Below are 25097 nucleotides of genomic sequence, written 5' to 3'. Positions count from 1 at the left end.
GGCGGGGTCGGGCGGCGCGCGCGGCACCCGACCCCGCCCGCACCTCCACCCTCCCGCGCTGCGCAGATGGTCCCCAACCGCGGGGCCGGGGCGCTGTGGTGGCCGGTGCCCCCCTGGCTTCTCCGTCGGCGGGGGCGCGGGTGGGTCGGTGCCGGGGGCGCCTCACCACTCCGTCGCCAGCCCCCTTCGGCGGGCCTCTCCCGCACCGCTTCCCGCCCTTCCCCCGAGGGCGGGGCCACAAGACTCCCGGGGCGGGGGCTCCGGCGTTCTCCGGGTGACTCGCCCCACATGCCGGGGGGGCGCCTTCCAATGTGCTTGTTTTCCAGCGGCTCTCACGATTGGCAATTAGAATATTACCTAAAGTAGTCTTCCGTTGGTGCTCCGTTTCCGAGGGGGAGACGGAGGCCAGGACCGGGCGGCGGCGGAGCCGGTGGGCCCGCCGTATCGGGTCGACCGACAGCGAGGGGGCCCCAATGACACTCACCCGGCATCCGATGACCGACCGCCACCGCCGAGTGCTGCTCCGCCCCGGGGAGTGGGCGCTCTTCGCCCAGCCGCGCGCCGTGGTGGGGTTCGTGGTGGGGCTCGTCGTCGTCGACGTGCTGCTGGCCGTGGTCGGGTTGTACACCACCGTCCCACGCGCGGAGGAGGCGCTCACGGCCGCGGCCCTCGTCCTCTCGGGAGCGGTCTGCGTCGAGGCCATGCGCCGCCTGGGCATGCCCCAGGGGATGGTCCGCGACCTGCTGGGCGCCTGGTGGATTCCGGTCCTGCTGCTCCTGCCGCCCCTGTACTCCCTCATCACGCCGATACCGCTCTACGTGCTGATGCAGTACCGGATCCAGCGCGCCGTCATGTTCCGACGCGTGTTCAGCGCGGCCGTGGTCGCGCTCGCCGGTTTCTCCGCCTCGTCGGTGTTCCACGCCCTCGTCCCCGGGCCGGTGGTCCTGCTCGGCGGGGTCTCGGGCTCGGCCGAGGGCAGCGCGCTGGTCACCGGTGAGGGAATCGGGGCCGCCGTGCTGTGCGCCGTGCTGTTCACCCTCTGCAACACCGTCCTCATCGCCGGAGCGATCCGGCTCAGCGTTCCCGAGGAGCCCCGCCGCACCACGGTGTGGGATTCGGAGTCGCTGCTGCTGGACGCGGTCGAGGTGTGCGTGGGACTGATCGTGGCCGTCCTGTGCGCGCTGTCACTCCTCCTCCTGCTGGTCGTGCTGCCTCCGGTACTGCTGCTCCAGCGCAGCCTGCTCTTCCAGCAACTGCAGACCGCGGCGCGCACCGACCCCAAGACCGGGCTGCTCAACGCGGTCGCCTGGGAACGGGTGGCCAAGACCGAACTGGCGCGGGCCCTGCGCACCGGGTGCCCCCTGGCGGTCCTGATCGTCGACATCGACCACTTCAAGAAGGTCAACGACACCCACGGGCACCTGTTCGGCGACCAGGTGCTACTCGGCGTCGCCACCACGCTCAGCCACCAACTCCGCCAGTACGACGTGATCGGCCGCTTCGGCGGGGAGGAGTTCGTGGTCCTGCTGCCCGGGGCGGACATGGCCGAGGCCTGCCGGGCCGCCGAGCGGCTACGCACCCGGGTGAGCCGTATGGCGCTGCCGGTCAACGACACCACGGTGACCGTCACCGTCTCCATCGGGGTGGCCCTGCTCCGGGTGCACGGACGCGACCTGCTGGAACTCATGGCAGCCGCCGACCTCGCGCTCTACCGGGCCAAGGACTCCGGGCGCGACCGCGTGTGCCTGCCGGTGGCCAAGTCGGTGGGCGCCACCGTCCGGTCCGCCGGCGATCCGCCCGCCGACACCCGCGGCGGCTGACCGCCGTCCACAGGCCGCCGACTCGGCTTGCGGCGGCGTGTGAGCGGCGGCGGAGAGTGGGGGCATGGATACAGAAGAGATCTTCCGGTTCCCCGTCCGGCTCTCCGTCAAGACCCCCGTCGACCTCATCGCGGCAGTGCCCTACCTGGTCGGCTTCCACCCGGAGAACTGCGTCATCGCGCTGGGAACCGACGGCCACGAGGGCTCCGTCGACTTCGCATCCGGATGCGGGCCGCTCACCGGAGCCGTCGACGACCCCTCCGGCCTCGCCGGACGCCTGTGCGTCCCCTTCACCACCCGGAGCTGCCGGAGCGCGATCCTCATCGCCTACGGCGCCGACGAACTCGTCACCCCCTGCCTCCTGGCCGCCCGGACCCGCCTGAGGAGCCTCGGCGTCACCGTCGCGGAAGCGCTCCGTGTGACGAAGGACCGCTACTGGTCCTACGAGTGCGCCGGCACCGACCGCTGCGACCCCGAAGGGGTCCCCTATGACATCCACCACTCCACCATTCCCGCCACGGCGGTCGCGGCGGGAGTGCGCGTCCGCGCCGACCGCGCCGAAATCCTCTCCCTCACCGACCCCGTCACCGGCGCCGAACGCGAGACGATGGACCGGGCCACCCGCGACGCCGAGCAGCGCTGCGCCCGGTTGTGGGGGGAGTCCGGCCCCACCGGGCGGGCCTCCCTCACCGCCGAGGGAATCCGCACGGTGCGGACCGTGGTGGCCGCCGCGCTGAACGGCGAGCCGCCGCCCGCCCCCGCAACCGTGGCCTGGCTGGGGGTGCTGCTCGTCGACCTGCGCACCCGGGACGAGGCGTGGGCGCACATCGACCGGTCCCGCATCGCCGCGCACATCAGCCTGTGGTCGCACGTGCTGCGCCGGGTGGACACCGCCTACGCCGCGGCGCCCGCCTCGCTGCTCGCGTTCGCCGCGTGGCAGAACGACGACCCGGTCCTGGCCGACGCGGCACTGGACCGGGCCGTGGCGGCCGAGCCGGACTACTCCATGGCCGGACTCGTCCGCAGGGCGGTGCACTCCGGCCTCTCCCCGCGCGACTGGGACGGGTTCACCCCCGAGTGGCTCGCCGAACAGGCCCCCGTCGCCGACGGCACCGAGGCCGGATAGCCGGCCGGTGCGGAGTTGGCCGGTGCAGGGGACCGAACACCCTAGGCTGGAAGACATGGCGGAGTACATCTACACGATGCGAAACGTGCGTAAAGCGCACGGTGACAAGGTTGTCCTGGACGACGTCTCGGGCTCCTTCCTTCCCGGTGCCAAGATCGGCGTCGTGGGACCCAACGGCGCGGGCAAGTCCACGCTGCTGAAGCTGATGGCCGGCATCGAGCAGCCGTCCAACGGCGAGGCGCGTCTCATGCCCGGCTACACCGTCGGTCTGCTCGCCCAGGAGCCGCACCTCGACCCCGCCAAGACGGTCCTGGAGAACGTCCAGGACGGTGTCGCGGAGACCAAGGCGATGCTCGACCGCTTCAACGAGATCGCCGAGAAGATGGCCACGGACTACTCCGACGAACTCCTCGAAGAGATGGGCAAGCTGCAGGACGCCCTCGACCACCGCAACGCCTGGGACCTGGACAGCCAGCTCGCCCAGGCGATGGACGCGCTGCGCTGCCCGCCCGCCGACGCCGAGATCTCGCTGCTCTCCGGCGGTGAGAAGCGCCGCGTCGCGCTGTGCAAGCTGCTGCTGGAGCAGCCCGACCTGCTGCTGCTGGACGAGCCCACCAACCACCTGGACGCCGAGAGCGTCCAGTGGCTGGAGCAGCACCTGGAGAAGTACTCGGGGACGGTCATCGCGATCACCCACGACCGCTACTTCCTGGACAACGTCGCCACCTGGATTCTGGAGATCGACCGCGGTCGGCTCTACCCCTACGAGGGCAACTACACCACCTACCTGCAGACCAAGGCCGACCGGCTCAAAGTCGAGGGAGCCAAGGACGCCAAGCGCAAGAAGCGCCTCCAGGAGGAGTTGGAGTGGGTCCGCTCCAACCCCAAGGCCCGGCAGTCCAAGAGCAAGGCCCGTCTGCAGCGCTACGAGGAGATGGCCACAGAGGCCGCCAAGACCCGCAAGCTCGACTTCGAGGAGATCCAGATCCCGCCGGGGCCGCGCCTGGGCAGCACCGTGGTCGAGGTGAAGAACCTCACCAAGGGCTTCGGCGACCGTCTGCTGATCGAGGACCTCACCTTCTCGCTGCCTCCCAACGGCATCGTCGGTGTCATCGGCCCCAACGGTGTCGGCAAGACCACCCTGTTCAAGATGATCGTGGGGGAGGAGCAGCCCGACAGCGGCTCGATCTCCATCGGAGAGACCGTCCAGATCTCCTACGTCGACCAGTACCGCGGCCGTATCGCCGACAACAGGAACGTCTGGGAGGTCATCTCCGACGGCGAGAGCTTCATCCGGGTCGGCAACGTCGAGATCCCCAGCCGCGCCTACGTGGCCGCGTTCGGATTCAAGGGATCCGACCAGCAGAAGATGGCCGGGGTGCTCTCCGGCGGCGAGCGCAACCGGGTCAACCTGGCCCTCACCCTCAAGCAGGGCGGCAACCTGCTGCTGCTGGACGAGCCCACCAACGACCTGGACGTCGAGACCCTCGCGTCGCTGGAGAACGCGCTGCTGGACTTCCCCGGCTGCGCCGTGATCACCAGCCACGACCGCTGGTTCCTGGACCGCGTCGCCACACACATCCTGGCCTGGGAGGGCGGGTCCAACTGGTTCTGGTTCGAGGGCAACTTCGAACTGTACGAGAAGAACAAGACCGAACGCCTCGGCCCCGAGGCGGCCCGCCCGCACGCCGTCACGCACCGCAAGCTCACCCGCAACTGACCGGGGCACACCCCGGGGCGGCACGCCGCCCCGGGGACCCGCGCCGACCGGTCCGCCCCCGACAGCCGCGGGGCGCGGACGGGCCGACAGCACATACCCTGTAGGCGCTATGACTTCCCAGCACGATGACCAAGTGACCTTCTTCGAGGCGGTCGGGGGCGAGGAGACGTTCACCCGCCTGGTCCGCCGCTTCTACGAGGGGGTCGCGGCCGATCCCGTCCTGCGTCCGATGTATCCCGAGGCCGACCTGGGGCCCGCCGAGGAGCGGCTGCGACTGTTCCTCATGCAGTACTGGGGCGGCCCCCACACCTACAGTGAGCGGCGCGGCCACCCGAGACTGCGCATGCGGCACTTCCCGTACCGCATCGGAGCCGAGGAGCGCGACCGCTGGCTGGCGCACATGCGCGCGGCCGTCGACGATCTCGCCCTGCCGCCCCGCCTGGAGCAGCCGCTGTGGGAGTACCTGGTCCACGCCGCCCACAGCATGGTGAACGTGCCCCAGGACGCCCGGCCGCCGGCCGTCAACCGCGTGGTCACCGTCACCGACCGGTCCCGGGGGGACGACGACGAGGGCGAGACGATCAGCATCTCCCTGAGCTGACGGTACGGCGTCGCCCGCGGCGGCCTGGACGGTGGTCCGGGCGCGGCGACGCCTCCGGCACCGTCACGGCTGCCGCGCCGCACGGGCGCCGACCCGTCGCGTGCGGGGAATCACAGCGATCGCGGCGGCCCCGAACACCGCTGCGGCGACAAAGGCCGCACGGTAGTCGAACCAGTCGATCAGCACCCCCATCAGGACGGGAGTCAGTGTCGAACTGACCGCCTGCAGCGAGTTCTGCGCCGCCATCGCCCGGCCCGCCCACACCATTCCCGCGGTCTCCGCCACCGCGGTGAAGGTCAGCCCGTTGTGGCTCATGGTCAGCACCGCGCCGACGACCAGCAGCACCACGGCCGCCTCCGACAGCGACGACGCCGCGGCGAGCAGCACCAGCGTCACCGCCCCGCATCCGGAGACGACCCGCACCGGTCCCAGGCGGCTGCCCGCCCGGTCCGACCACACCCCCGCCCCCATCCTGGCCAGCGCACCGGGGATCTGCACGGCCGCCATCAGCGCCCCCGCCGTCGGCGCACTCCACCCGTGCTGCTCCACCAGGTACACCAGCGCGTACGTCACCACGGTGAACTGCGGAACACCCAGCAGCATGCTCACCGCGTGCACCCGCCAGATCGCGGCGTGCCGGTAGGGAGAGGAGGTGGCCGGAGAGCGCCCCGCCCCGGCGGAACCCGACGCGGCGGAGTCCGGAGGAGGAACCGCGAAGAGCACCACCAGCGGAAGCACGGCCACCGCGAGAACCCCCGGCAGCAGCATCGCCGCCGCGAAACCGTGGTGGTGGGCCAGGATCGGCATCAACGCCGCAGACAGGCCCATGCCCAGGGGCTGGGCGGTCTGGCGCAGCCCCATCGCCAACCCGCGTTCCCGCACCGCGAACCAGCCCATGACCAGTCGGCCGCCCGCCGCGTTCACCGGACCACCGGCGGCTCCCACCAGGAACAGCAGGCTCCCCACGCCCACCGGCCCCTCCACCGTCGGAAACAGGGCGAGAAGGAGCGCGGTGAGGGCCAGACTCGCCGTCATGGTGAAACGCTCACCGTAACGGTCGATGACCACGCCCCAGCCCAGCAGGGTCAGCAGCAGTCCGAGACTGGGCAGTCCGGCGAGGGTGCCCGCCTGGGTGATGGTGATCCCGTACGTCTGCCGCAGTTCCGGGAGCACGAACGCCACCCCGAACAGCGCCGACAGGCTCGCCATCTGCGCGACGACCGCAAGACACAGGACCAACCAACGTCTACCCACGGCGAAAGGCTAGACGGGGCGGCGCGCCGCCCCGGCGGCGAGGTCTCATTCGGCGAGGTACCGCCGCAGGTGGGCGCGCTCCTGCGCACTCAGGCGGCGCGGACGCTGCTCGGCGAGGTCGTAGGCGACCAGCACCGACAGCGCCCGCAGGTACACCGCGTCGTCGTCGAGGACCTCGTAGCGCAGGGTGAAGCTGGCGTTCCTGATCTCGGTCACCCAGGTCTCCACCCGGAAGGGGGCGCGGCGCAGCGTCAGCGGACGCAGGTAGTCGGCCTCGTGCCGGGCCACCACCAGATTCCCGAAGACACTCGGGCCGTCCTCGTTGTCCCAGCGCAGGAAGGAGATGCGGGCGTCCTCCAGGTAGGTCAGCATCCGCACGTTGTTGACGTGGTTCAGCGGGTCCAGGTCGGCGAAGCGGACGCGTCCCAGATGGACGTGTCGAAGCCCGGCCGCCGTCTGGTCGGTCACCTTGTCGCGCACGGCTGTCCTGCCCCCATCGGTCGCGGTTCCCCACCGATTGTGGCAAGCCCCGTCACGGCCACCGCGCCCAGGGGTGCCCGTCCCGTTCCCCGCACATCACGGAACACGCAGACCGGTGTGGTGGGCGAGGAAGGCCAACTGGTCCGCGCCGAGTCGGACGCTGCGGCTCACCGAACGGGAGCCGTGCCCGACCTCGGCCTCGCGGCGCAGCAGGATCGGGGCCTGCGCCACGGGAGCGGACGTGGCGTGCTGCAACGCCGCGCACATCTTGCGGGCGTGCAGCGGGTCCACCCGGGTGTCGTTGTCGAAGACCGTGAACAGGGTCGCCGGATAGCGCACCCCCTCGCGCACGTTGTGGTACGGCGAGTAGGCCAGCAGCCACTCCAGTGCCTCGGGATCGTCGGCGCTGCCGTACTCCACGCTCCACAGCCGCCCCAGGCCGAACCGTTCGTAGCGGACCATGTCCAGCAGCGGTGCCGAGCACACCGCCGCGGCGTACAGCTCCGGGCGCTGGGTGATCGCCGCGCCGACCAGCAGCCCCCCGTTGCTGCCGCCCATCACGGCGAGCGTCTGCGGTGTGGTCACCCCCGTGGCGACCAGGTGCTCGGCGGCGGCGTGGCAGTCGTCGAACACGTTCTGCTTGCTGCCGAGCATCCCGGCCCGGTGCCACTCCTCGCCTTCCTCCAGTCCGCCCCGCAGGGAGGCGACCGCGTAGACGCCGCCCGCCTCCACCCACGCCAGGACCGACGCCGAGTAGCCGGGGGTCAGCGAGATGGCGAAACCGCCGTAGCCGTACAGGACGGTGGGGCGGGGGCCGTCGGCGTCGGGCGGGGAGATCACCAGCATCCGCACCGGTGTCCCGTCCCGGGAGGTGTAGGTGACCTGCTCGGTGCGGACCCGCGGGGCGCGGGGCGCCCCGGGCGGCCCCTCCCACAGAGACACCTCGCCGGTACGCGCGTCGTAGCGGTACACCGCCGTCGGCGAGGTGTGGTCGGTGTAGTGGAACCAGGCCTCGGCACCGCCCTCGGGCCGGGCGGTCATGTCGCCCACCGAACCCAGACCGGGCAGCGGGAGAGTGCGCACCCGCTGCCCGGTTTCCAGGTCGTGCACGCTGATCTCGCTGATCGCGTGCCGCTTCCAGAGCGCGAGCAGCACCGGCGCGTCCAGTTCCGCGCCGTCCAGGATCACGTAACCGCCGAGCACCGCCTCGGGGTCGGCGGCGACCAGCGTGCGCCAGTCCGGGTACCCGGGGCGGGACGGGTCCGCCACACACAGCCGTCCGCGCGGCGCGTCCCGGTCGGTGAACAGGTACAGCCGCCCGTCCCGTCCCGCGTACGGGAACACCTCGGCGTCCACGCCCGTCTGGATCTCGGTGAACCGGGGCGCCTCGGGGGGCGCCGCGGTCAGGTCCGCGATCCAGGCGTCGTTGCGCGGAGCGGTGCCCGGAGAGGCGGTCAGCGTCAGCCAGCGTCCGTCCCGGCTGACCGACACCCCGAAGTACTCGGTCTTGTCCCGCCCCTCCCCGAAGATCAGCGTGTCGGAGTCGGGGGAGGAACCCACCCGGTGCAGGTAGACCCGCCGGTGGTACTGCTCCTCACCTTCCGGGACCTGCTCGGGGGGCAGCCTGCGCACGTAGTAGAAAGCCTCCTGGCCGGGCAGCCAGGCGATGGGGGAGTAGGAGCAGCGGTCGATCGGACCGTCCACGGTCTCGCCGGTGGCGATGTCCATGACCCACAGCCGGGACTGCTCGTCGCCGCTCTCGGACAACTGGTAGGCCAGCAGGCGCCCCTCGTGGTCGGCAACCCAGGAGTCCAGGGTGGTGGTGCCCTCCGGGTCGAGTTCGGTGGGGTCGACGAGCACCCGCTCGGAGTCGGAGGCGTCGCGGACGTGGAGGACACCGTGCTCCTGGCCGGCGGCGCGCCGGACGAACAGGCGGCGCTCCCCGCGCCAGACGGGCGAGCCCACGTATCCGGCGCCCATCAGCTCACGCAGCCGGTCGCGGAACCAGTCACCGCCGGACCAGGCGCGGGAGGCCGTGGCGTACAGGGAGTCCTGCTCCCGCGACCACTCCTTGGCGGCGGCGGAGTCGGCCTCCTCGAGCCACCGGTAGGGGTCGGCGACGGGACGTCCGTGCAGGACCTCGGTGAGACTCTGGCGTTCGGCGGGCGGGTAGGAGGGGAAGTCGAGCATGCCAGGAACTCTATCCGCGGCATGGCGGCGTCCGCCGCGGGCGTCCGTTCCCCCCGGGTACGCCGTCCCGAGGGTTTTTCGTGACGCTGTGGCGAAATGGGGTGGCGATGATCAGCCTCGACCAAGCAAACTGAATGAGGGACATCACTCGGCGGGAACCACCCACGGGAGGTCCGTGTGGCAACGCGAAGGGTGCCGGTCGTCTGGCCGGTCCACAGGGAGGTCTCCTGGCTGGCCGACAGGCTGGCCGGGGAAGAGACACGGGCGGCCGACACGTCGGCGGCCCGGAGGCGCTCATGAACGCCTCACGCGGTACGGAGGGCGGTCCAGTCCGCCGTCACGTACTGCTGCTCAACGCCAGCTACGAACCACTGACAACGGTACCGCTGCGCCGCGCGATCCTGCTGGTGCTGCGGGACAAGGCCGAGGTCGTGCACGGTGACTCCACCGGCGCCGTGCTGCACTCGACCACCACGGTGCTGTCGGTGCCCTCGGTCATCCGGCTGCGCCGCTACATCCGGGTGCCCTACCGGCGCAGGGTCCCCCTGACCCGGGTGGCGCTCATGCGGCGCGACGGTTACCACTGCGCCTACTGCGACAAGCGGGCCGAGACCATCGACCACGTCATTCCCCGCAGCCGCGGTGGCCAGCACGTCTGGGAGAACGTGGTGGCGTCCTGCAAGACGTGCAACCACCGCAAGGCCGACCGGCTCCTCGACGAACTCGGCTGGAAGCTGAACGTCACACCCACGGTTCCGCGGGGCGTCCACTGGCGCCTCATCAACAGCGAGAACCACAACGATCCTCTCTGGGCGCCCTACATGGCCAAAGCAGTGGTCTGAGCGTTGAGACACCGGGACCGGGTCCGGTCCCAGCCCGGTCCCGGGTGTCCCGGCGCCCCGTCCACGGCTTCGGGTAGCCGACCGGGACGTCGCCCGACGGAGTGCGACGTCCCCGGACGTGTCTCCTGCGGCGCCGAGGAGCGCCGGAACAGTCGTTCCCTTCGGTCGTATCCTGGTGCCATGCCTCGATACGAGTTCCGCTGCCGCGCCTGCGGCGAGACCTTCGAGTTGTCCCGGCCCATGGCCGAGGCCAACGACCCGGCCGAATGCCCGCACGGGCACGACGACACGGTCAAACTGCTGTCCACCGTCGGGGTGGGCGGTGTCGCCCAGGCACCGCGCCCGGCCGGGGGTGGCTGCTGCGGGGGCGGCTGCTGCGGCTGACCCGCACCCGGTGCGTGGGGGAGGGCCCGGCCGCCGGGCCCTCCCTTTCGCTGTCCGCTACGGGCGGACCCGCTCGACCTGGCTGACGTCGCGGGCCGCGCCGGTGGAGGCCGAGGTGGCCATCGCGGCGTAGGCGCGCAGCGCCGCGCTCACCGGACGCTGCCGGTTGCGCGGCCGGAAGCCGCCCAGCTCCTTGAGGAGACGCTCCCGGCGGGTGTTCAGCTCGTCCTCGGGGACGTCGAGGGTGATCGACCGGTTGGGGATGTCGATGCTGACGGTGTCGCCGTCCTCGACCAGGGCGATGTCGCCCCCGGCCGCGGCCTCGGGGGAGGCGTGCCCGATGGACAGCCCCGAGGTGCCGCCGGAGAAGCGGCCGTCGGTGATCAGCGCGCACGCCTTGCCCAGACCGCGGCCCTTGAGGAAGCTCGTCGGGTACAGCATCTCCTGCATACCCGGACCGCCCTTGGGGCCCTCGTAGCGGATGACGACCACGTCACCGGGTTCGACCTGCTTGTTGAGGATGCCGTCCACGGCGTCCTCCTGGCTCTCGAACACCTTGGCCGGGCCGCTGAAGGTCCACAGCTCCTCCTCCACGCCCGCGGTCTTGACGATCGCGCCGTCGGGAGCGAGGTTGCCCCTGAGCACGGCCAGGCCGCCGTCCCTGGTGTAGGCGTGCTCGACCGAGCGGATGCAGCCGGACTCACGGTCGTGGTCCAGGGACTCCCACCGGGCCTCCTGCGAGAACGCCTCGGCGCTGCGCCTGCCGCCGGGGGCGGCGTGGAACAGCTCCACCGCCTCGGAGCGCACGTCCGGCGAGGCGATGTCCCAGGCGTCCAGGTACTCGCCGACCGTCATGCCGTGCACCATGGGCAGCGACGTGTCCAGCAGGCCGCCGCGCGCCAGTTCGCCCATGATGGCGGGGATGCCGCCCGCCCGGTGGACGTCCTCGATGTGGTACCTGTCGGTGTTGGGCGCGACCTTGCACAGGCAGGGCACCCGGCGCGACAGCGCGTCGATCTCGTCCAGCCCGAAGTCCACGCCCGCCTCGGTGGCCGCGGCCAGCAGGTGCAGGATCGTGTTGGTGGAGCCGCCCATGGCCACGTCCAGCGCCATCGCGTTGCCGAACGCGGCCGGGGTGGCGATGGACAGCGGCAGCACCGAGGCGTCGTCGTCCTCGTAGTAGCGCCGGGCCGCCTCCACGACGAGCCGTCCCGCGTCCTGGTAGAGCCGCCTGCGCGCGGTGTGCGTGGCGAGCACGGTGCCGTTGCCGGGCAGCGCCAGGCCGATGGCCTCGGTCAGGCAGTTCATCGAGTTGGCGGTGAACATGCCGGAGCAGGAGCCGCAGGTGGGGCAGGCCGCCTCCTCCATGGCGTCCAGCTCGCTCTGGGAGACGCTCTCGTCGGCGGCGGCGATCATCGGGTTGATCAGGTCGAGCTTGCGCACCGTGGTGGCGGAGCCGTTGACGACGGTGACCTTCCCGGCCTCCATCGGCCCGCCCGAGACGAACACGGTGGGGATGTTCAGCCGCAGCGCGGCCAGCAGCATGCCGGGGGTGATCTTGTCGCAGTTGGACACGCACACCAGCGCGTCGGCGCAGTGCGCGTTGACCATGTACTCGACGGCGTCGGCGATCAGCTCCCGGCTGGGCAGGGAGTACAGCATGCCGCCGTGCCCCATGGCGATGCCGTCGTCGACCGCGATGGTGTTGAACTCGCGCGGTACGCCGCCCGCCTCGCGCACCGCGTCGGCCACGACGTCGGCGACCTCGCGCAGGTGCACGTGTCCGGGCACGAACTGGGTGAAGCTGTTGGCCACCGCCACGATGGGTTTGCCGAAGTCCTCACGTGCCACGCCGGTGGCGCGCAGCAGCGCGCGGGCACCGGCCATGTTCCTGCCGTGGGTGACCGTCCGTGAACGAAGCGCGGGCATGGAAGTCTGCTCCCGTCGAGAAGAACCGGGACCGGCGGCGAGACGGAGACGGTGGGGTACCCGCCGGCGATCCGCGCGGCGTGCCCTGTCCGGGGTGCCGCCCTGAGTCGAAACTGGCGTCGTTCTCCCGATGGTAGTCCCCCCGGCCAACCGTCGGGGTCGCGGACACCCGCCTCCGGGGAACACGGCGGGGTGGCGCGTGCCGCCCCGCGGGCGCGGAGGAGCGGTTCAGTACAGGGGAGGCAGGACCTTCTTGGCGGCCTGGTAGATCTCCTTGATCTCCTCCTCCGACAGCCGGTCCTTGCCGCTGCGCAGCCACTTGCGGACCTTGGTGCCGACGATGATGTCGACCCCGCGCAGCCGGTGGCTGTCCCAGGGCATGCTGGGGCCGTAGATCGCCAGCGCGGCGCGCACCCTGATCTCGCGGCCCAGCTCCTGGCTGATCAGCCGCTCGGCGTTGCGCGCCTCGGCCAGCGCCTCGTCGATGCGCTCGTTCTTGGAGAACCGGCCGTGGTAGAGCTTCTCCAGCTTGTTGCGCAGCGGCAGGCGCTTGTCCCAGGTCTCGGAGTCGATGGCGAAGGCGCCGCGCCGTCCCACGATGAAGTGGTCGATCTGGCCGTTGCCGTCCTGGATGCGCCGGGCGTGCAGCACCCGGTAGCCGAAGCGCTGCATGACCTTCAGTTGCGCCTCGGTGCGCCGCCGCGCGGAGGAGGGCCTGCGCCACTGCGGGATCTCGGACCGGCGCTGGGAGGTGTGGACGATGAAGCCGATGAGCACCGCGGCTCCGGCCGTCACACCGATCCGCCAGCTCCCGGACAGGAGTCCCACGGCCACGGCCGCGACCAGACAGGCGAGTGCTCTGGGCAGCCAGCGGCGTGCCGTGTCCGGTTTCAGCAGTGAGCGGTAGGTCCGCAGCAGCGCGTCCGTCCGGGGCGCCGCCGGCCTGCTGGTGGGCCGGGAGAAGGATGAGGGGGACCCGTTCCCACGCCGGCTCTCGTTGTCGGCGGTCGAGGGCTCGTCCGGTTTGGTGCTGGTTGCCGATTCCACGTCTGAGTAGGGTAGTTCGCTTCCGTGTCAGGTCCTAGTCCACTGGGACGTACACTTTTGTTCCCCCGATGGCGCTTTCCTACACGTGTCGCCAGCGGCCGACCTGGGAAGAATGATCCCTCACGCGCGGGCGCGCGCAGCGCAGGACACTTTCCGCCGCCGGAACCTCCGCCGCCACCCGTCTAACCTCGATGTTCGTGAGCGAGATCCACGACTTCACCGCGGTGCGGCAGGCGGAGCTGGTCAGGCGCCGGGAACTGTCCCCCGTCGAGATCACCGACCACTACCTGGACCGGATCGAACGGCTCGGTGACGAGGTGGGGGCCTTCGTTACGGTCACCCCGGAACTGGCGCGGCGGCAGGCGCGGATCGCGGAGAGGCGGGTGCTGTCCGAGGCTCCGGAACGGCTGCCCCCTCTGCTGGGCCTGAGCGTTCCGATCAAGGACCTGGACATGGTCGCCGGAGTGCGCTGCACCCTGGGGTCGGGCGTGTTCGGCGGACACGTCGCCGACGCCGACGAGGGCTACGTCGCCGCGCTGCGGCGCGCCGGAGCCGTCATCCCCGGCAAGACCAACACCCCCGAGTTCGGCCTGCCCTGCTACACCGAGAACGAGGTCGCCCCTCCCGCGCGCACCCCGTGGGACACCACCCGCTCGGCGGGCGGCTCCAGCGGCGGGGCGGCGGCCGCGGTGGCCGCCGGGCTGGCCCCCCTCGCCCAGGGCAGCGACGGCGGCGGTTCGATCCGCATCCCCGCCAGCGTGTGCGGGATCTACGGGATCAAACCCACCCGGGGCCGCGTCACCACGGCACCGCTGCGCACCGACCTGCTCGGCCTGGCCGTCACCGGGCCGCTGGCCCGCACGGTCGCCGACGCGGCCCTGCTGCTCGACGCCATCGCCGTCAACGGCCTCGGCGACCCCTACCCGGCGCCGCCGCCCGCCGGGGGAGAGACGTTCCTGGCCCACGCCGGACGTGATCCGGGGCGGCTGCGGGTGGCGTGCTTCGCCGTTCCGCCGCTGCCCGAGGTGCGGGTGCATCCCGACGTCCTGGCGGCCTACCACAAGACCGTCCGGCTGCTGGCGGAACTGGGGCACGACGTCGAGGAGATCGAACCGCCCTTCGACGGCTCCCACATGCGCCACTTCGCGACCGTGTGGGCGGTGACGGCCGCCCGGTCCCCGGTCCCGCCCGAGGACGAGCACCGGCTGCGTCCGCTGACCCGCTGGCTGCGCGGACGGGGACGGGCCACGTCGGCGTCCGCCTACCTGGACGCCGCCGCGGGGCTGCGGCGCTTCGCCCGCCGCGCGCTGACCGTGTTCGCCCCCTACGACGCGGTCCTCACCCCCACACTGGCCATGCCGCCGGTTCCCGTGGGGTACTTCGACGCCACCGGCGACCCCGCCGAGGAGTTCGCCCGCATGAACGTCTTCACCCCCTTCGGCAACGTCTACAACATCACCGGGCAGCCGGCGGTGAGCGTCCCGCTGCACACCACCGCCGACGGGCTGCCCGTGGGGGTGATGCTCGCCGGACGGCTCGGCGCGGAGGGCACGCTCATCTCCCTGTCGGCACAGTTGGAGGCGGCCCTGCCGTGGCACGGCCGCGTTCCGGAGATCTGGCGCCGGTAGGGCCGGTCCGGCGGACTGGTCAGGCGGCGGGCACCGGATCGGAGCACCGCCGGGGAGTCCGCCCGACCCCCAGTGTCAGCACGGCGGCCCCCAGCACCATGGCCGCGCCGCCCACCACGCCCAGAGCGGGGCCGCCCCCGTCCACCAGCCACCCGGTCAGCGGCGCGGAGGCCGCCACTCCGGTGGTGATGCCGGTGTTCATCCAGCCGAACGCCTCGGCGCGCCGGTCGTTGGGGGCCACGTCGCTGATCCGCTCGGTGGCCGCCGCCAGCGTCGGGGCGATCGCCAGGCCCGCGACGAACAGCACCGGGGCCAGCAGCCACGGCGTGGGCAGCACCAGCACCGGAGGCAGCAGCGGGACCAGCAGCACGGTGCCCGCGGCGGCGGCGAACGCGCGGCGGCTGATCCGCGGCGGACCGGCCAGTCCGCCCGCGACCAGTCCGCCGACCAGCGACCCGACGGACCAGATGGCAGCGAGCGCCCCGGCGATGCCGGGACGGCCCAACTCCCGCGCCCAGGCCACGATGACGAGGTCCACGGCGGCCAGTCCGGCGATCAGCAGCATGCACACGGCGACCAGGAGACCGAGTTCCGGTTGCAGCAGCAGCGACCGGCGCCTCCCCGTGAGGGGGGCGGCGCCGGTCGCGGGCCGCGGCGGGGTGGCCAGACCGGCCCGGCGGATCGCGAGGGCGAACCCCGCGGAGCCCGCCACCGTCACCACCGCGATCAGCAGCACGGCGCCGCGGCCGCCGCCCACGCCCACGGCCGCGGCCGCCACGAGCGGTCCCACGACGAACACGAGTTCCTGGAAGGTGGATTCGGCCGCGTACATGGCCGTGCGCGTCCGCCCCGAGGTCAGGTGCGGCCACAGCGCCCGGCCCACCTGGGAGGCCGGAGGGGTGAACAGGCCGGTGGCCAGGGCCAGGGGGAAGGACAGCCACCACAGCGGGGCGGGCAGCAGGGCCAGCACCACCAGACCGGTCCCGTAGCACAGTCCGCACACGGCCATGAGCCGGTCGGTGCGCCCCCGGTCGGCGCTGCGGCCGCGCAGCGGCCCCGCCACCGCGGCGCCCACGGTCAGGGTGGTGCTGACCGCCCCGGCCAGGGCGTAGGAGCCGGTCCAGTCGGCCACCAGGAAGGTGATCCCGATCGGCAGGCCCGCGATGTTCAACCGGGCGGCCAGCGACCAGAGGAAGAGCCCGGGCAGGTGGGGAACCGACAGCAGCGGACGGTAGGACTTGAGCACCAGACAAGTATGGCCGCATTCATGGGATGATTTCTCTCGTATTTTTGGAGAACGGAGCGTGAAGATCCGATAACGCGGAGAAATCTTGTCCGTGTTCACGACTGGCGGTCACAGATACCGCCGATTCGGGGCCCTCTGCGGCATCATCGGGTGGTGTGAGCGATGCTGAGCTGGTCCGACTGGCCGAGGAACACGGCGTCTCGACAAGTTACGTGGACTGGCGGGGCGACCGGACCACGGTCCCCCCGCCCACCCTGCGCCACGTACTCACCGCCCTGGGAGTCGACGTGAGCGACCCCCGCGCCGCCCTCGAGGAGCACCGGGAGCGCCGGGCCGCACGCCTGCTGCCCCCGGCCGTCGTCGCCCGCCGGGGCCGCGCCCCACGGCTCGCGCTTCCCGAGGGGGCCCGCGCCCGGGTGGAACTCGCCGACGGAGGACGCGCCGATCCCGGAGACGGGCTGCCGCTGGGAGCGCACCGGTTGCACGTGGAGCACGACCGCGGCCACGAACAGGCGCCCCTGCTGGTGGTGCCCGACCGGCTGCCGGAACTCGCGGGGCGCCGGATGTGGGGCCTGATGGCGCAGTTGTACTCGGTCCGCTCCCGTGTCTCCTGGGCGATGGGCGACCTGCACGACCTCGCCGAACTGTCCGCCTGGGCGGCACGCGACCTGGGCGCCTCCTTCACCCTCGTCAACCCGCTCCACGCCACCGAGCCGCTGCCGCCCCTCGAAGCCTCCCCCTACCTGCCGGTCAGCCGCCGCTACGCCAGCCCTCTCTACGTCCGAGTCGAGGACATCCCCGAGTACGCGCGCCTGAACTCCATGCAGCGCGAGACGGTCCAGCGCCTCGCCCGCCCGCTGCGCGAACAGGGCCGCACCGCCGACCTGCTGGACCGCGACGCGGTCTGGCACGCCAAGCGCAGCGCGCTGGAGATCCTCTTCCACGTGCGGCGCTCCGCCGACCGGGAGCAGGAGCTGCGCGCCTACCTGGCCCGTGAGGGCGAGGCGCTGGAGTCCTACGCCACCTGGTGCGCGATCGCCGAGGAGCACGGGTTCGACTACCGCCGCTGGCCCGAGCCGCTGCGGACCGCCGACTCCGCCGCGGTCCGAGCCGAGGCGCAGCGCCGCCGACAGACCGTCGACTTCCACCGCTGGGCGCAGTGGATCCTCGACGGGCAGCTCGCCGCGGCCCAGTCCGGCGCCCGCCGGGCCGGAATGGACATCGGGATCGTGCACGACCTCGCGGTCGGCGCGCAGAGCGGCGGCGCGGACGCGTGGATGTACCGCGACACGCTCGTCCCGGGAATCCACGTCGGGGCCCCGCCGGACGAGTTCAACCAGCAGGGCCAGGACTGGGGCCAGCCCCCGTGGCATCCGGTCCGCCTCGCCGAACAGGGCTACCGGCCGTTCCTGGAGCAGTTGCGGCAGGTGATGCGGCACGCGGGCGGCGTCCGGATGGACCACGTCATGGGGCTGTTCCGGCTGTGGTGGGTGCCCGAGGGCGCCTCCCCGGCCGACGGCGCCTACGTGCGCTACGACCACGAGGGGACGGTCGGCGCGCTGCTGCTGGCCGCCCACGAGTCCGACACGCTGGTGGTGGGCGAGGACCTGGGCACCGTCGAACCGTGGGTCCGCGAGCACCTGGACGAGCGCGGGGTGCTGGGCACCTCGGTGCTGTGGTTCGAGCACGACGAGAACGGCCGCCCGCGCCGCCCGGAGACCTGGCGCACCGACTGCCTGGCCACCGTCGCCACCCACGACCTGCCGCCGGTCGCCTCCTACGTCACGGCCGAGCACGTCGAACTGCGCGCCCACCTCGACCTGCTGACCCGCCCGGTGGAGGAGGAGCGCGCCGACGCCGAGGAGCGGGTCGCCGCCTGGCGCGCGCTCCTGGTGGACTTGGGGCTGCTCGACCCCTCGGTCGACCCGGTGGCCGACCCCGCCGCGGTGGTCACCGCCCTGCACGGGTACCTGAGGCGCACCCCCTCGAAGCTGGTCGGCGTCGCCCTGACCGACCTGGTCGGCGACCACCGCATGCAGAACCAGCCGGGGACCAGCGGCGGATATCCGAACTGGCGCATCCCGCTGACCAACGGCGAGGGCGAACCGGTGTTCCTGGAGGACCTGGCGACCCACCCGGAGCGGGGCGCGGCGGTGCGCGCCGCTCTCGGTGACCTGGCCGACCTGGCTCCGCGCCCGGAGGCGGGAGGAGAACTGCCCGCGCCCCGCCGCCCGATGCTCGGTCCGCGGCCGACTCATCAGTAGTGGCGGAACCCGGAGGTGCCGGTCTCGGTTCCCGCCAGCGGGTCTGTTCCCGGAAACAACGGAGCGTGATCCCGTGGCCACATGAAATGCCTTTGGGGTCGCGCGCCCGGTTCTGCCCACTCACCACGGCCGCCCGCCGGGGCGGCCCCGGCCGGCGTGGAACCAATGCCGGGAGGTGGAGAGAGACGACGGGGCGTTCCGGAGATGTGGTCCGGGGGGCGGCCACGGGCTGCCGGCGCGCCCCCCGGGGCGAGCGCCTCCTCGACAATTGCCCGCCCACCCCCACGGGCTGAGGTGAAAGACCCTCTCGGGTCGGGGTGACCCTGATACTTCTCCGGTGGCCGCCGCTTCGCGCGGCGGCCACCGTTCACGGCGGTCGGACCGGGGCTCAGCCCGCGGCCTCGGCGTCCCTTGCCTGGGCGTGCAGGGCGCGCTCCACGCCCGCGCGGCCCTCCAGCAGCAGGCGGCGCAGGGCCGGGGGCGGGTTCTCCGACTCGATGTAGGAGTCGGTGCGGCGCAGCGTCTCCTCCTCGACCAGGTACCCCGGGTAGGCGAACTCCGCGAAGGTCTGGGCGAACTCGCCGGTCCACTTGGCCCACGCCTCGCCGAGCAGGCCGAAGTAGCGGTCGACGTATTCGCGCAGCAGCTCGCTGTGCGCGGGCTCGGTGAAGCCGCCGAGGGTCGCGCGGAACTCCGCGTTGGCCAGGTCGCCGCCGGTGAGCCGCTCCCAGGCCGCCGCCTTGGCCTCGGCGGTGGGGATGGCGGCCCGGCAGCCCGCGGCGGCCCGCTCGCCCGCGGCCGTGGGGTCGCGCTCCAGTTCGGCGGCGATCTCGGCCTCACCGGCAGCCCCGGCCGCGACCAGGCGGCGCAGCAGCGTCCAGCGCAGGTCGGTGTCGACCTTCAGCCCGTCGACCTCGATCGCGCCGTCGTAGATGCCGCGCAGCAGCGACAGGTGCTCCGGGGAGCGCGCGGCGTCGGCGAACCCGTGCGCGTAGACCAGTTGCAGGTCGCTGCCCGGCTCCGCGGAGCTGAGCAGCTCGCGCAGCCGGGTGGCCAGCAGGTCGAAGCCCTCCGCCCGCCAGGCCGGGGCGACGTAGTTGACCAGCGTGGAGACGGCCTGGCGCTGCAGCGTCTGGGCCACCGCGACGTCGCCGACCCCGCTCAGGTTGGCACTGACCAGGCGCACGTAGTCGCGTGCGGGCATCTCGCCGTCGCGGGTCATGTCCCAGGCCGCGGCGAAGGCCAGCGTCCGGGGCAGCGACTCGGCGATCTCGCCGACGTGCTCGACCACCGTGCGCAGGCTCCGCTCGTCCAGGCGCAGCTTGATGAAGGTGAGGTCGTCGTCGTTGATCAGCACCAGGTCGGGCTGGGCCGTGCCGACCAGTTCGGGCACCTCGGTGCGCTCGCCGCTGACGTCCAGCTCCACCCGCCCGCGGCGCACGATGCCCTTGTCGGTCCGGTCGTACAGGCCGATGGCCAGCCGGTGCGAGCGCAGCGTCGGGTGGTTCGCCGGGGCCTCCTGGAGCACCGCGAAGGAGGTGAAGTTGCCGTCGGCGTCCACCTCGAAGTCCGGGCGCATGGTGTTGACGCCCGCGGTCTCCAGCCACTCCCGCGACCAGTGCGACAGGTCGCGGCCCGACGCCTCCTCCAACTTGACCAGCAGGTCCGACAGTTCGGTGTTGCCCCAGGCGTGCTCGGCGAAGTAGGCGCGCACCCCGGCGAAGAACGCGTCCACGCCCACGTAGGCCACCAGTTGCTTGAGCACGGAGGCGCCCTTGGCGTAGGTGATGCCGTCGAAGTTGACCTCGACCGCCTGCATGTCGGGGATGTCGGCGGCGATCGGGTGGGTGGAGGGCAGTTGGTCCTGGCGCAGCGCCCACGCCTTCTCCACGTTGGCGAAGGTGGTCCAGGCGTCCGTCCACCGGGTGGCCTCGGCCTGGCAGTACACGCTGGCGAAGGTGGCGAACGACTCGTTGAGCCACAGGTCGTCCCACCAGCGCATGGTGACCAGGTCACCGAACCACATGTGGGCCATCTCGTGCAGGATCGTCTCGGCGCGGCGCTCGTAGCGGGCGTCGGTGACCCGCGAGCGGAAGACGTAGTCCTCCAGGAAGGTGACCGCTCCGGCGTTCTCCATCGCCCCGGCGTTGAACTCCGGGACGAACAGCTGGTCGTACTTGCCGAAGGGGTAGCGGATGCCGAAGAGGCGGTGGTAGAAGTCGAAGCCCTGCTTGGTGACCTCGAGAATCGCGTCGGCGTCGAGGTGCTGGGCGAGCGAGGCCCGGCAGTACACGCCCAGCGGGATGCCGTCGTGCTCGTCGCGCACCACGTGGTAGGGGCCGGCCACCAGAGCGGTGATGTAGGTCGACATCCGCTCGGTCGGCGGGAAGTGCCAGCGCACCGCGGTGCCGTTTCCGGCCGGCTCGCGCACGACGTCGGGCGCGGTGTTGGAGACGACCTCGAAGTCCGCCGGGGCCAGGACGCCCAGCTCGAACGTCGCCTTGAGGTCGGGCTGGTCGAAGCACGCGTACATCCGGTGCGCGTCGGCGGTCTCGAACTGGGTGTAGAGGTAGACGTTGCCGTCGACGGGGTCGACGAACCGGTGCAGCCCCTCGCCGGTGCGCATGTAGGCCGCGTCGGCGACGATGCGCAGCTCGTTGTCGGCCCGCAGCGAGGGCAGGGTGATCCGCTCCCCGTCGAACACCTCGGCCGGGTCGAGCGCGCTCCCGTTCAGGTGGACCTCGTGTACGGTCGGGGCCGTCAGGTCCACGAAGCTCGCCGCGCCCGGTTCGGAGCAGCGGAACCGGATCGCGGTGGTGGAGGTGAAGGTCTGGTCGCTCGAGGTGAGATCGAGTTCCACGGCGTAGGAGTCGACGTCGAGAATCCGCGCCCGCTCCCGTGCCTCCTCACGTGTCAGGTTGCCTGCCACGACCCGCTCCCTTCACAGCTGTCGTCGGTGTCGACCGCCTCGGTCGGCCGTCGCCGTGCCCACGGAACGCGGACGGGCGGCCACCGTCTGATGATCCGGTTCGATCCTGCCACGCCAAGGGCTGGAATGCGGAACTGATACCCGTGGTTTTCGCAGGAAGAACTGGGCACTTTAAGGTTTTTGTCCAGTTTCTTGGTGAGATGTGAGGAGGCAAACGGTGACCGAGCAACGCGTTCGCGCGGACTTCTGGTTCGACCCCCTGTGCCCGTGGGCGTGGATGGCGTCGCGCTGGCTGCTGGAGGTCGAGAGGGTCCGCCCGGTGCGCCCGCGCTGGCACGTCATGAGCCTGGCCGTGCTCAACGAGGACAAGGATGTGTCCGAGGACTACCGCAGAATGCTCCGCGAGCAGTCCTGGTGGGGGGTGCGCGTGGCCGTCGCGGTCGAACAGCGCCTGGGCAACGAGGAACTGGGGCGCTTCTACACCGCCCTGGGCACCCGCCTGCACAACCGCGCCCAGCCCCGCTCCCTGGAGACCGTCGCGGCGGCGCTGGCCGACGCCGGTCAACCGGCGGACCTCATCGAAGCCGCGCGGAGCACTGACTACGATGAGGCCCTGCGCAAGTCGCATCATGACGGCATGGACAGGGTCGGCCAGGAGGTCGGCACCCCCGTGATCTCGGTCGGGAACGTCGCCTTCTTCGGTCCCGTCGTGTCCCCCGCCCCCAGGGGCGAGGCCGCCGGCCGGCTGTGGGACGGCGTCCTGCTGGTCGCGGGAACCGACGGGTTCTTCGAACTCAAGCGGAGCCGGACCCGCCAACCCATCTTCGACTAGCCGCGACGGCGTGAAGGAGCGAACATGAGCGAACCGGACGAAGAGCGCCTGGTCGTCTTCGACGACGACCTGGAGATCCTGCCCGACACCACGTCCGACGAGTACGGACCGGGCTGGGGCGAGGCGACCGACCGGGACGGGACGTCCCGCATCGAGGAGCTGCTGAACGACGTTCCGCCGCACTGGGCCTGACCGGCTTTACCCTCCCCATACCAGCTGGTGGGGAGCGCTAGCATCGTCTTTGGTGAGTGTTTTGTCCGTTCCCGTCGAGGTGGTGTGAGTTGAGCAAGAAGACGGAGTCCAAAGCGGTTCCGCTGAGCAAGGACATCAAGCTCCTGGTGCTGATCAACCTGGTCTTCCTCGTGTCCGCCGCCGTTTTCGGCCTGCTGGGCGCGGCGGTCACCTTCGCCGCCGGCTGAGCGGTCCGCGGACGGGCTCCGCGCCGCCCGGCGGTCCGCGACCGCCGGGCGGCGCTCCCGGACACACGTCCGCCCGGGCGGCCTGCGAAACTGGGGCCGTGCGTATCTACATCGGATCTGACCACGCCGGCTACGAACTGAAACAGCACCTCGTCTCCTGGCTCCGGGAGCAGGGACACGAGGTGGTCGACGCCGGCCCGGCCGTCTACGACGCGGTCGACGACTACCCCCCGTTCGTGCTGCGCGCCGCCGAGGGGGTCGCCAAGGACCCCGGGGCGCTCGGCATCGTCCTGGGCGGTTCGGGAAACGGCGAGCAGATCGCCGCGAACAAGGTGAAGGGCGTGCGTGCCGCCCTGGCGTGGAGCGCGGAGACGGCCCGCCTGGCCCGCGAGCACAACAACGCCAACGTGATCAGCATCGGCGCCCGGATGCACTCGCCCGACGAGGCCACCGGGTTCGTCGAGGTCTTCCTCACCACGCCCTACAGCGGTGAGGAACGTCACAGTCGCCGTATCGGCATGCTCTCCGACTACGAGGCCACCGGCCAGTTGCCGCCGCTTCCGTAGGCGGAAAGCCGGTACGCATCCGCACTCGGCCGACACCGGGGAGCCGTACGGGGAATCCGCTGCGCTGCCGTGTCTGGGACACGGACTCCCCCTCGCCTCCCCGGGCGGCCGGGCCGTGCTCCGCGCGCACGGGGGGTCGCGCTCCGAAGCGGGGAGCCCGGCCGGATCGTGCGCCTCACACGTCCGCATCGCGGCGGACGGGCTGCCGGGGGGTACGGCATTCGGCGCGGTGCGACACCGACGCTAGCGCGTCACACGCCGACCGCACAGTCCCCCGACGGCGACAAGTCCCTCACCCCGCCCGGAACCGTTCGGCGTCAGAAGATGACCGAGCAGTGCGGCAGTGTCGGCGTGGTCAGCGCCGCGGACAGCGCCAGGACCGCTTCCGGACGCGACTGGCGCACCAGACCCGCGGCCGCGTAGCCGGTGAGCGGCTCGCCGCCCAGGTACGCCGAACTCAGCACCTCCACGTCGAGGGAGAGGTCGGCGGGACGGTCGGTGCGCTCGCAGTGCGCGGAGTCCCCGTCGGCGTGCAACCGCCACAGCCCCCGGTTCCACGGACACACCGCGTCGGTGACCTCGACGACCACGTCCACCGGCGCCGCGTAGGAGCGCTCCGACAGCGCCCTGGGCACGTCCACCAGTCGCCCCCAGAACCCGGTGTTGGGGGTCCACCGCGCCCGGTGGCGGTCGGCCAGCAGGTACAGCAGCGGGTCGTCGGCCGGGCGCAGCCTCGCGGTGACGCTGCCCACCAGGTCGCGGTTGAGCAGGAACTCCCACAGCCGGACGAGGGCCGCGGGTCGGACGGCGTGCACCTCCACCACCTCCAGGGCGGAGTCGGCGTTGCCGAAGGCGTCGAAGCCCTGCCGCGTCCGGTACAGCGCGTATCCCGCCGCCCCGGAGTCGTTCTCCACCACGACGCACTTGGCCGGGCCGAAACCGTCCTGCCCGCCGGGGGAGCGCAGCACCCGGTTCCACCACCACCCGTTCCGGCGGAACTCGCCGACACGGTCGAGACGGGCGGTCTCGTGCACCCGGGCCGCCTCCTCGCGTGCCTCGGCGGGAGTGACCATACGCGTCCGCAGCGCGGGATCACGCGGGGCGTCCGCGCGCAGCACCCCCTCGCCGCGGTGGACGGTGACGGTGCCCAGCATCGAGCCCAGACCGTAGCCGAACCGCCCGTAGATGCCCCCCTCGGAGGCGAACAGCGTGGCCACCGCCTCCTCACCGCGTTCGTGGACGTCGTGCAGTTGGCGGCGCATCAGCGCGGTGAGCACACCCCGGCGGCGGTGTGTGGGCAGGACGCCGACAGCGGAGACACCCGCGACCGGACGGACCCCGCCCGGCAGAGTCGCCTCGAAGGAGAGCAGCATCGCGGTGCCGACGACCCGGTCGCCGTCGAAGGCGGCGAGCGTGCGGTCGAGGTCGACGTAGGCGCGCAGCGACTCGACCTCCTCCTCGGGGGAGGGGAAGAGCAGGGCCTCGCCGAAGGTCCGGCAGAACTCGGCGAACTCGGAATCGGCCACGGGACGGACCGGCAGCGCGTCCGACGCGGATGAGTGGTGTGGAGTGGACATGGCCTCCTGCCTACCGCCGACAAGCCGTTCCCGCCACCGGTTTTTCCGTCCGAATCCCCGCGTCAGAGCGGCTTTGGGGCGGGAGGGGAACGCTGTGGCGGAAAGTGGCGGAAGAGACGCGGCGGGTGGGGTCGGCGGGAGACGTGAGAGATTTACCGCGCGGTTTCGCGAGTGGGAATCGGGCCGTGGACCTGACGGATGGGGTTGGGGATGCGCATACTTAATCATGGGCTGTTCTGTGAG

General features: G+C 71.9%; 20 protein-coding genes. 12 read left to right on the top strand and 8 right to left on the bottom strand.

Translation table 11 applies throughout. The features are described from left to right. The first annotated feature begins 473 nt into the window (after positions 1–473). From NI17_RS13855 to NI17_RS13840, 4 genes are all read left to right on the top strand, one after another. Positions 474–1820 (top strand): sensor domain-containing diguanylate cyclase, encoded by a 1347-nt coding sequence (locus tag NI17_RS13855; protein ID WP_068688767.1) that lies wholly within the window; start codon positions 474–476, stop codon positions 1818–1820. A 64-nt stretch (positions 1821–1884) separates the two neighbouring features. After that, complete coding sequence (locus tag NI17_RS13850) at positions 1885–2946, top strand: DUF4192 domain-containing protein (protein WP_119267941.1); 1062 nt, start codon at positions 1885–1887, stop codon at positions 2944–2946. 55 nt (positions 2947–3001) lie between these two features. Continuing rightward, positions 3002–4666 (top strand): energy-dependent translational throttle protein EttA, encoded by a 1665-nt coding sequence (gene ettA, locus NI17_RS13845; RefSeq protein WP_068688768.1) that lies wholly within the window; start codon positions 3002–3004, stop codon positions 4664–4666. A gap of 109 nt (positions 4667–4775) precedes the next feature. Then, positions 4776–5267 carry a globin gene (locus NI17_RS13840; RefSeq protein ID WP_084012440.1) on the top strand — a complete coding sequence of 164 codons (492 nt, stop codon included), beginning with the start codon at positions 4776–4778 and terminating at the stop codon, positions 5265–5267. 63 nt (positions 5268–5330) lie between these two features. On the opposite strand, the gene NI17_RS13835 is transcribed toward NI17_RS13840, so the two are convergent. The 3 genes from NI17_RS13835 to NI17_RS13825 all read right to left on the bottom strand — a co-directional run bounded on the left by NI17_RS13835 (position 5331) and on the right by NI17_RS13825 (position 9191). Further along, positions 5331–6476, bottom strand: coding sequence for an MFS transporter (locus NI17_RS13835; RefSeq protein ID WP_068688772.1), 1146 nt, complete (start codon positions 6474–6476; stop codon positions 5331–5333). Positions 6477–6566: 90 nt separating this feature from the next. Next, positions 6567–7001, bottom strand: a complete 435-nt coding sequence (locus NI17_RS13830) for an acyl-CoA thioesterase (RefSeq protein ID WP_068688773.1) — start codon at positions 6999–7001, stop codon at positions 6567–6569. A gap of 96 nt (positions 7002–7097) precedes the next feature. Further along, positions 7098–9191, bottom strand: coding sequence for a prolyl oligopeptidase family serine peptidase (locus NI17_RS13825; RefSeq protein WP_068688774.1), 2094 nt, complete (start codon positions 9189–9191; stop codon positions 7098–7100). Positions 9192–9487: 296 nt separating this feature from the next. Here NI17_RS13825 and NI17_RS13820 point away from each other — a divergent pair, with 296 nt between their 5' ends. After that, positions 9488–10033, top strand: a complete 546-nt coding sequence (locus NI17_RS13820) for an HNH endonuclease (protein ID WP_068688782.1) — start codon at positions 9488–9490, stop codon at positions 10031–10033. A gap of 180 nt (positions 10034–10213) precedes the next feature. Further along, complete coding sequence (locus NI17_RS13815; RefSeq protein WP_068688784.1) at positions 10214–10417, top strand: FmdB family zinc ribbon protein; 204 nt, start codon at positions 10214–10216, stop codon at positions 10415–10417. Between the two features lie 57 nt (positions 10418–10474). On the opposite strand, the gene ilvD is transcribed toward NI17_RS13815, so the two are convergent. Both ilvD and NI17_RS13805 read right to left on the bottom strand, forming a co-directional pair. Then, on the bottom strand, positions 10475–12346 hold the full coding sequence (ilvD, locus tag NI17_RS13810; RefSeq protein ID WP_084012441.1) for a dihydroxy-acid dehydratase: 1872 nt from the start codon (positions 12344–12346) through the stop codon (positions 10475–10477). Positions 12347–12574: 228 nt separating this feature from the next. After that, positions 12575–13261, bottom strand: coding sequence for a nuclease-related domain-containing protein (locus tag NI17_RS13805; protein ID WP_068689126.1), 687 nt, complete (start codon positions 13259–13261; stop codon positions 12575–12577). A 329-nt stretch (positions 13262–13590) separates the two neighbouring features. Between NI17_RS13805 and NI17_RS13800 the strand changes: the two genes are divergently transcribed. Further along, on the top strand, positions 13591–15021 hold the full coding sequence (locus NI17_RS13800; RefSeq protein ID WP_068689128.1) for an amidase: 1431 nt from the start codon (positions 13591–13593) through the stop codon (positions 15019–15021). Between the two features lie 19 nt (positions 15022–15040). On the opposite strand, the gene NI17_RS13795 is transcribed toward NI17_RS13800, so the two are convergent. Further along, on the bottom strand, positions 15041–16267 hold the full coding sequence (locus tag NI17_RS13795; RefSeq protein WP_234401706.1) for an MFS transporter: 1227 nt from the start codon (positions 16265–16267) through the stop codon (positions 15041–15043). Between the two features lie 155 nt (positions 16268–16422). Here NI17_RS13795 and malQ point away from each other — a divergent pair, with 155 nt between their 5' ends. After that, entirely contained in the window at positions 16423–18531 is a 2109-nt protein-coding gene (malQ, locus tag NI17_RS13790; protein ID WP_119267940.1) for a 4-alpha-glucanotransferase, read from the top strand. 388 nt (positions 18532–18919) lie between these two features. Here the strand turns inward: malQ and pepN are convergent, their stop codons facing one another. Then, complete coding sequence (pepN, locus tag NI17_RS13785; RefSeq protein WP_119267939.1) at positions 18920–21460, bottom strand: aminopeptidase N; 2541 nt, start codon at positions 21458–21460, stop codon at positions 18920–18922. 217 nt (positions 21461–21677) lie between these two features. Here pepN and NI17_RS13780 point away from each other — a divergent pair, with 217 nt between their 5' ends. The 4 genes from NI17_RS13780 (at position 21678) to NI17_RS13765 (ending at position 23277) form a co-directional block, all read left to right on the top strand. Then, positions 21678–22292, top strand: a complete 615-nt coding sequence (locus NI17_RS13780) for a mycothiol-dependent nitroreductase Rv2466c family protein (protein WP_068688788.1) — start codon at positions 21678–21680, stop codon at positions 22290–22292. Positions 22293–22316: 24 nt separating this feature from the next. After that, positions 22317–22484, top strand: a complete 168-nt coding sequence (locus NI17_RS13775) for a hypothetical protein (RefSeq protein ID WP_170163061.1) — start codon at positions 22317–22319, stop codon at positions 22482–22484. 89 nt (positions 22485–22573) lie between these two features. Next, positions 22574–22711, top strand: a complete 138-nt coding sequence (locus NI17_RS13770; protein WP_170163060.1) for a hypothetical protein — start codon at positions 22574–22576, stop codon at positions 22709–22711. A 98-nt stretch (positions 22712–22809) separates the two neighbouring features. Then, positions 22810–23277: a ribose-5-phosphate isomerase gene (locus NI17_RS13765; RefSeq protein WP_068688789.1), complete on the top strand. Its 468-nt coding sequence runs from the start codon at positions 22810–22812 to the stop codon at positions 23275–23277. 317 nt (positions 23278–23594) lie between these two features. On the opposite strand, the gene NI17_RS13760 is transcribed toward NI17_RS13765, so the two are convergent. Further along, positions 23595–24854, bottom strand: a complete 1260-nt coding sequence (locus NI17_RS13760; protein WP_068688794.1) for a GNAT family N-acetyltransferase — start codon at positions 24852–24854, stop codon at positions 23595–23597. Positions 24855–25097 lie beyond the last annotated feature (243 nt).

It is taken from the genome of Thermobifida halotolerans (assembly GCF_003574835.2).
In the GTDB taxonomy this organism is placed as follows: domain Bacteria; phylum Actinomycetota; class Actinomycetes; order Streptosporangiales; family Streptosporangiaceae; genus Thermobifida; species Thermobifida halotolerans.
The sequence above is the reverse complement of the archived record's forward strand: the minus strand, read 5'-3'. Positions and strand labels throughout refer to the sequence as shown.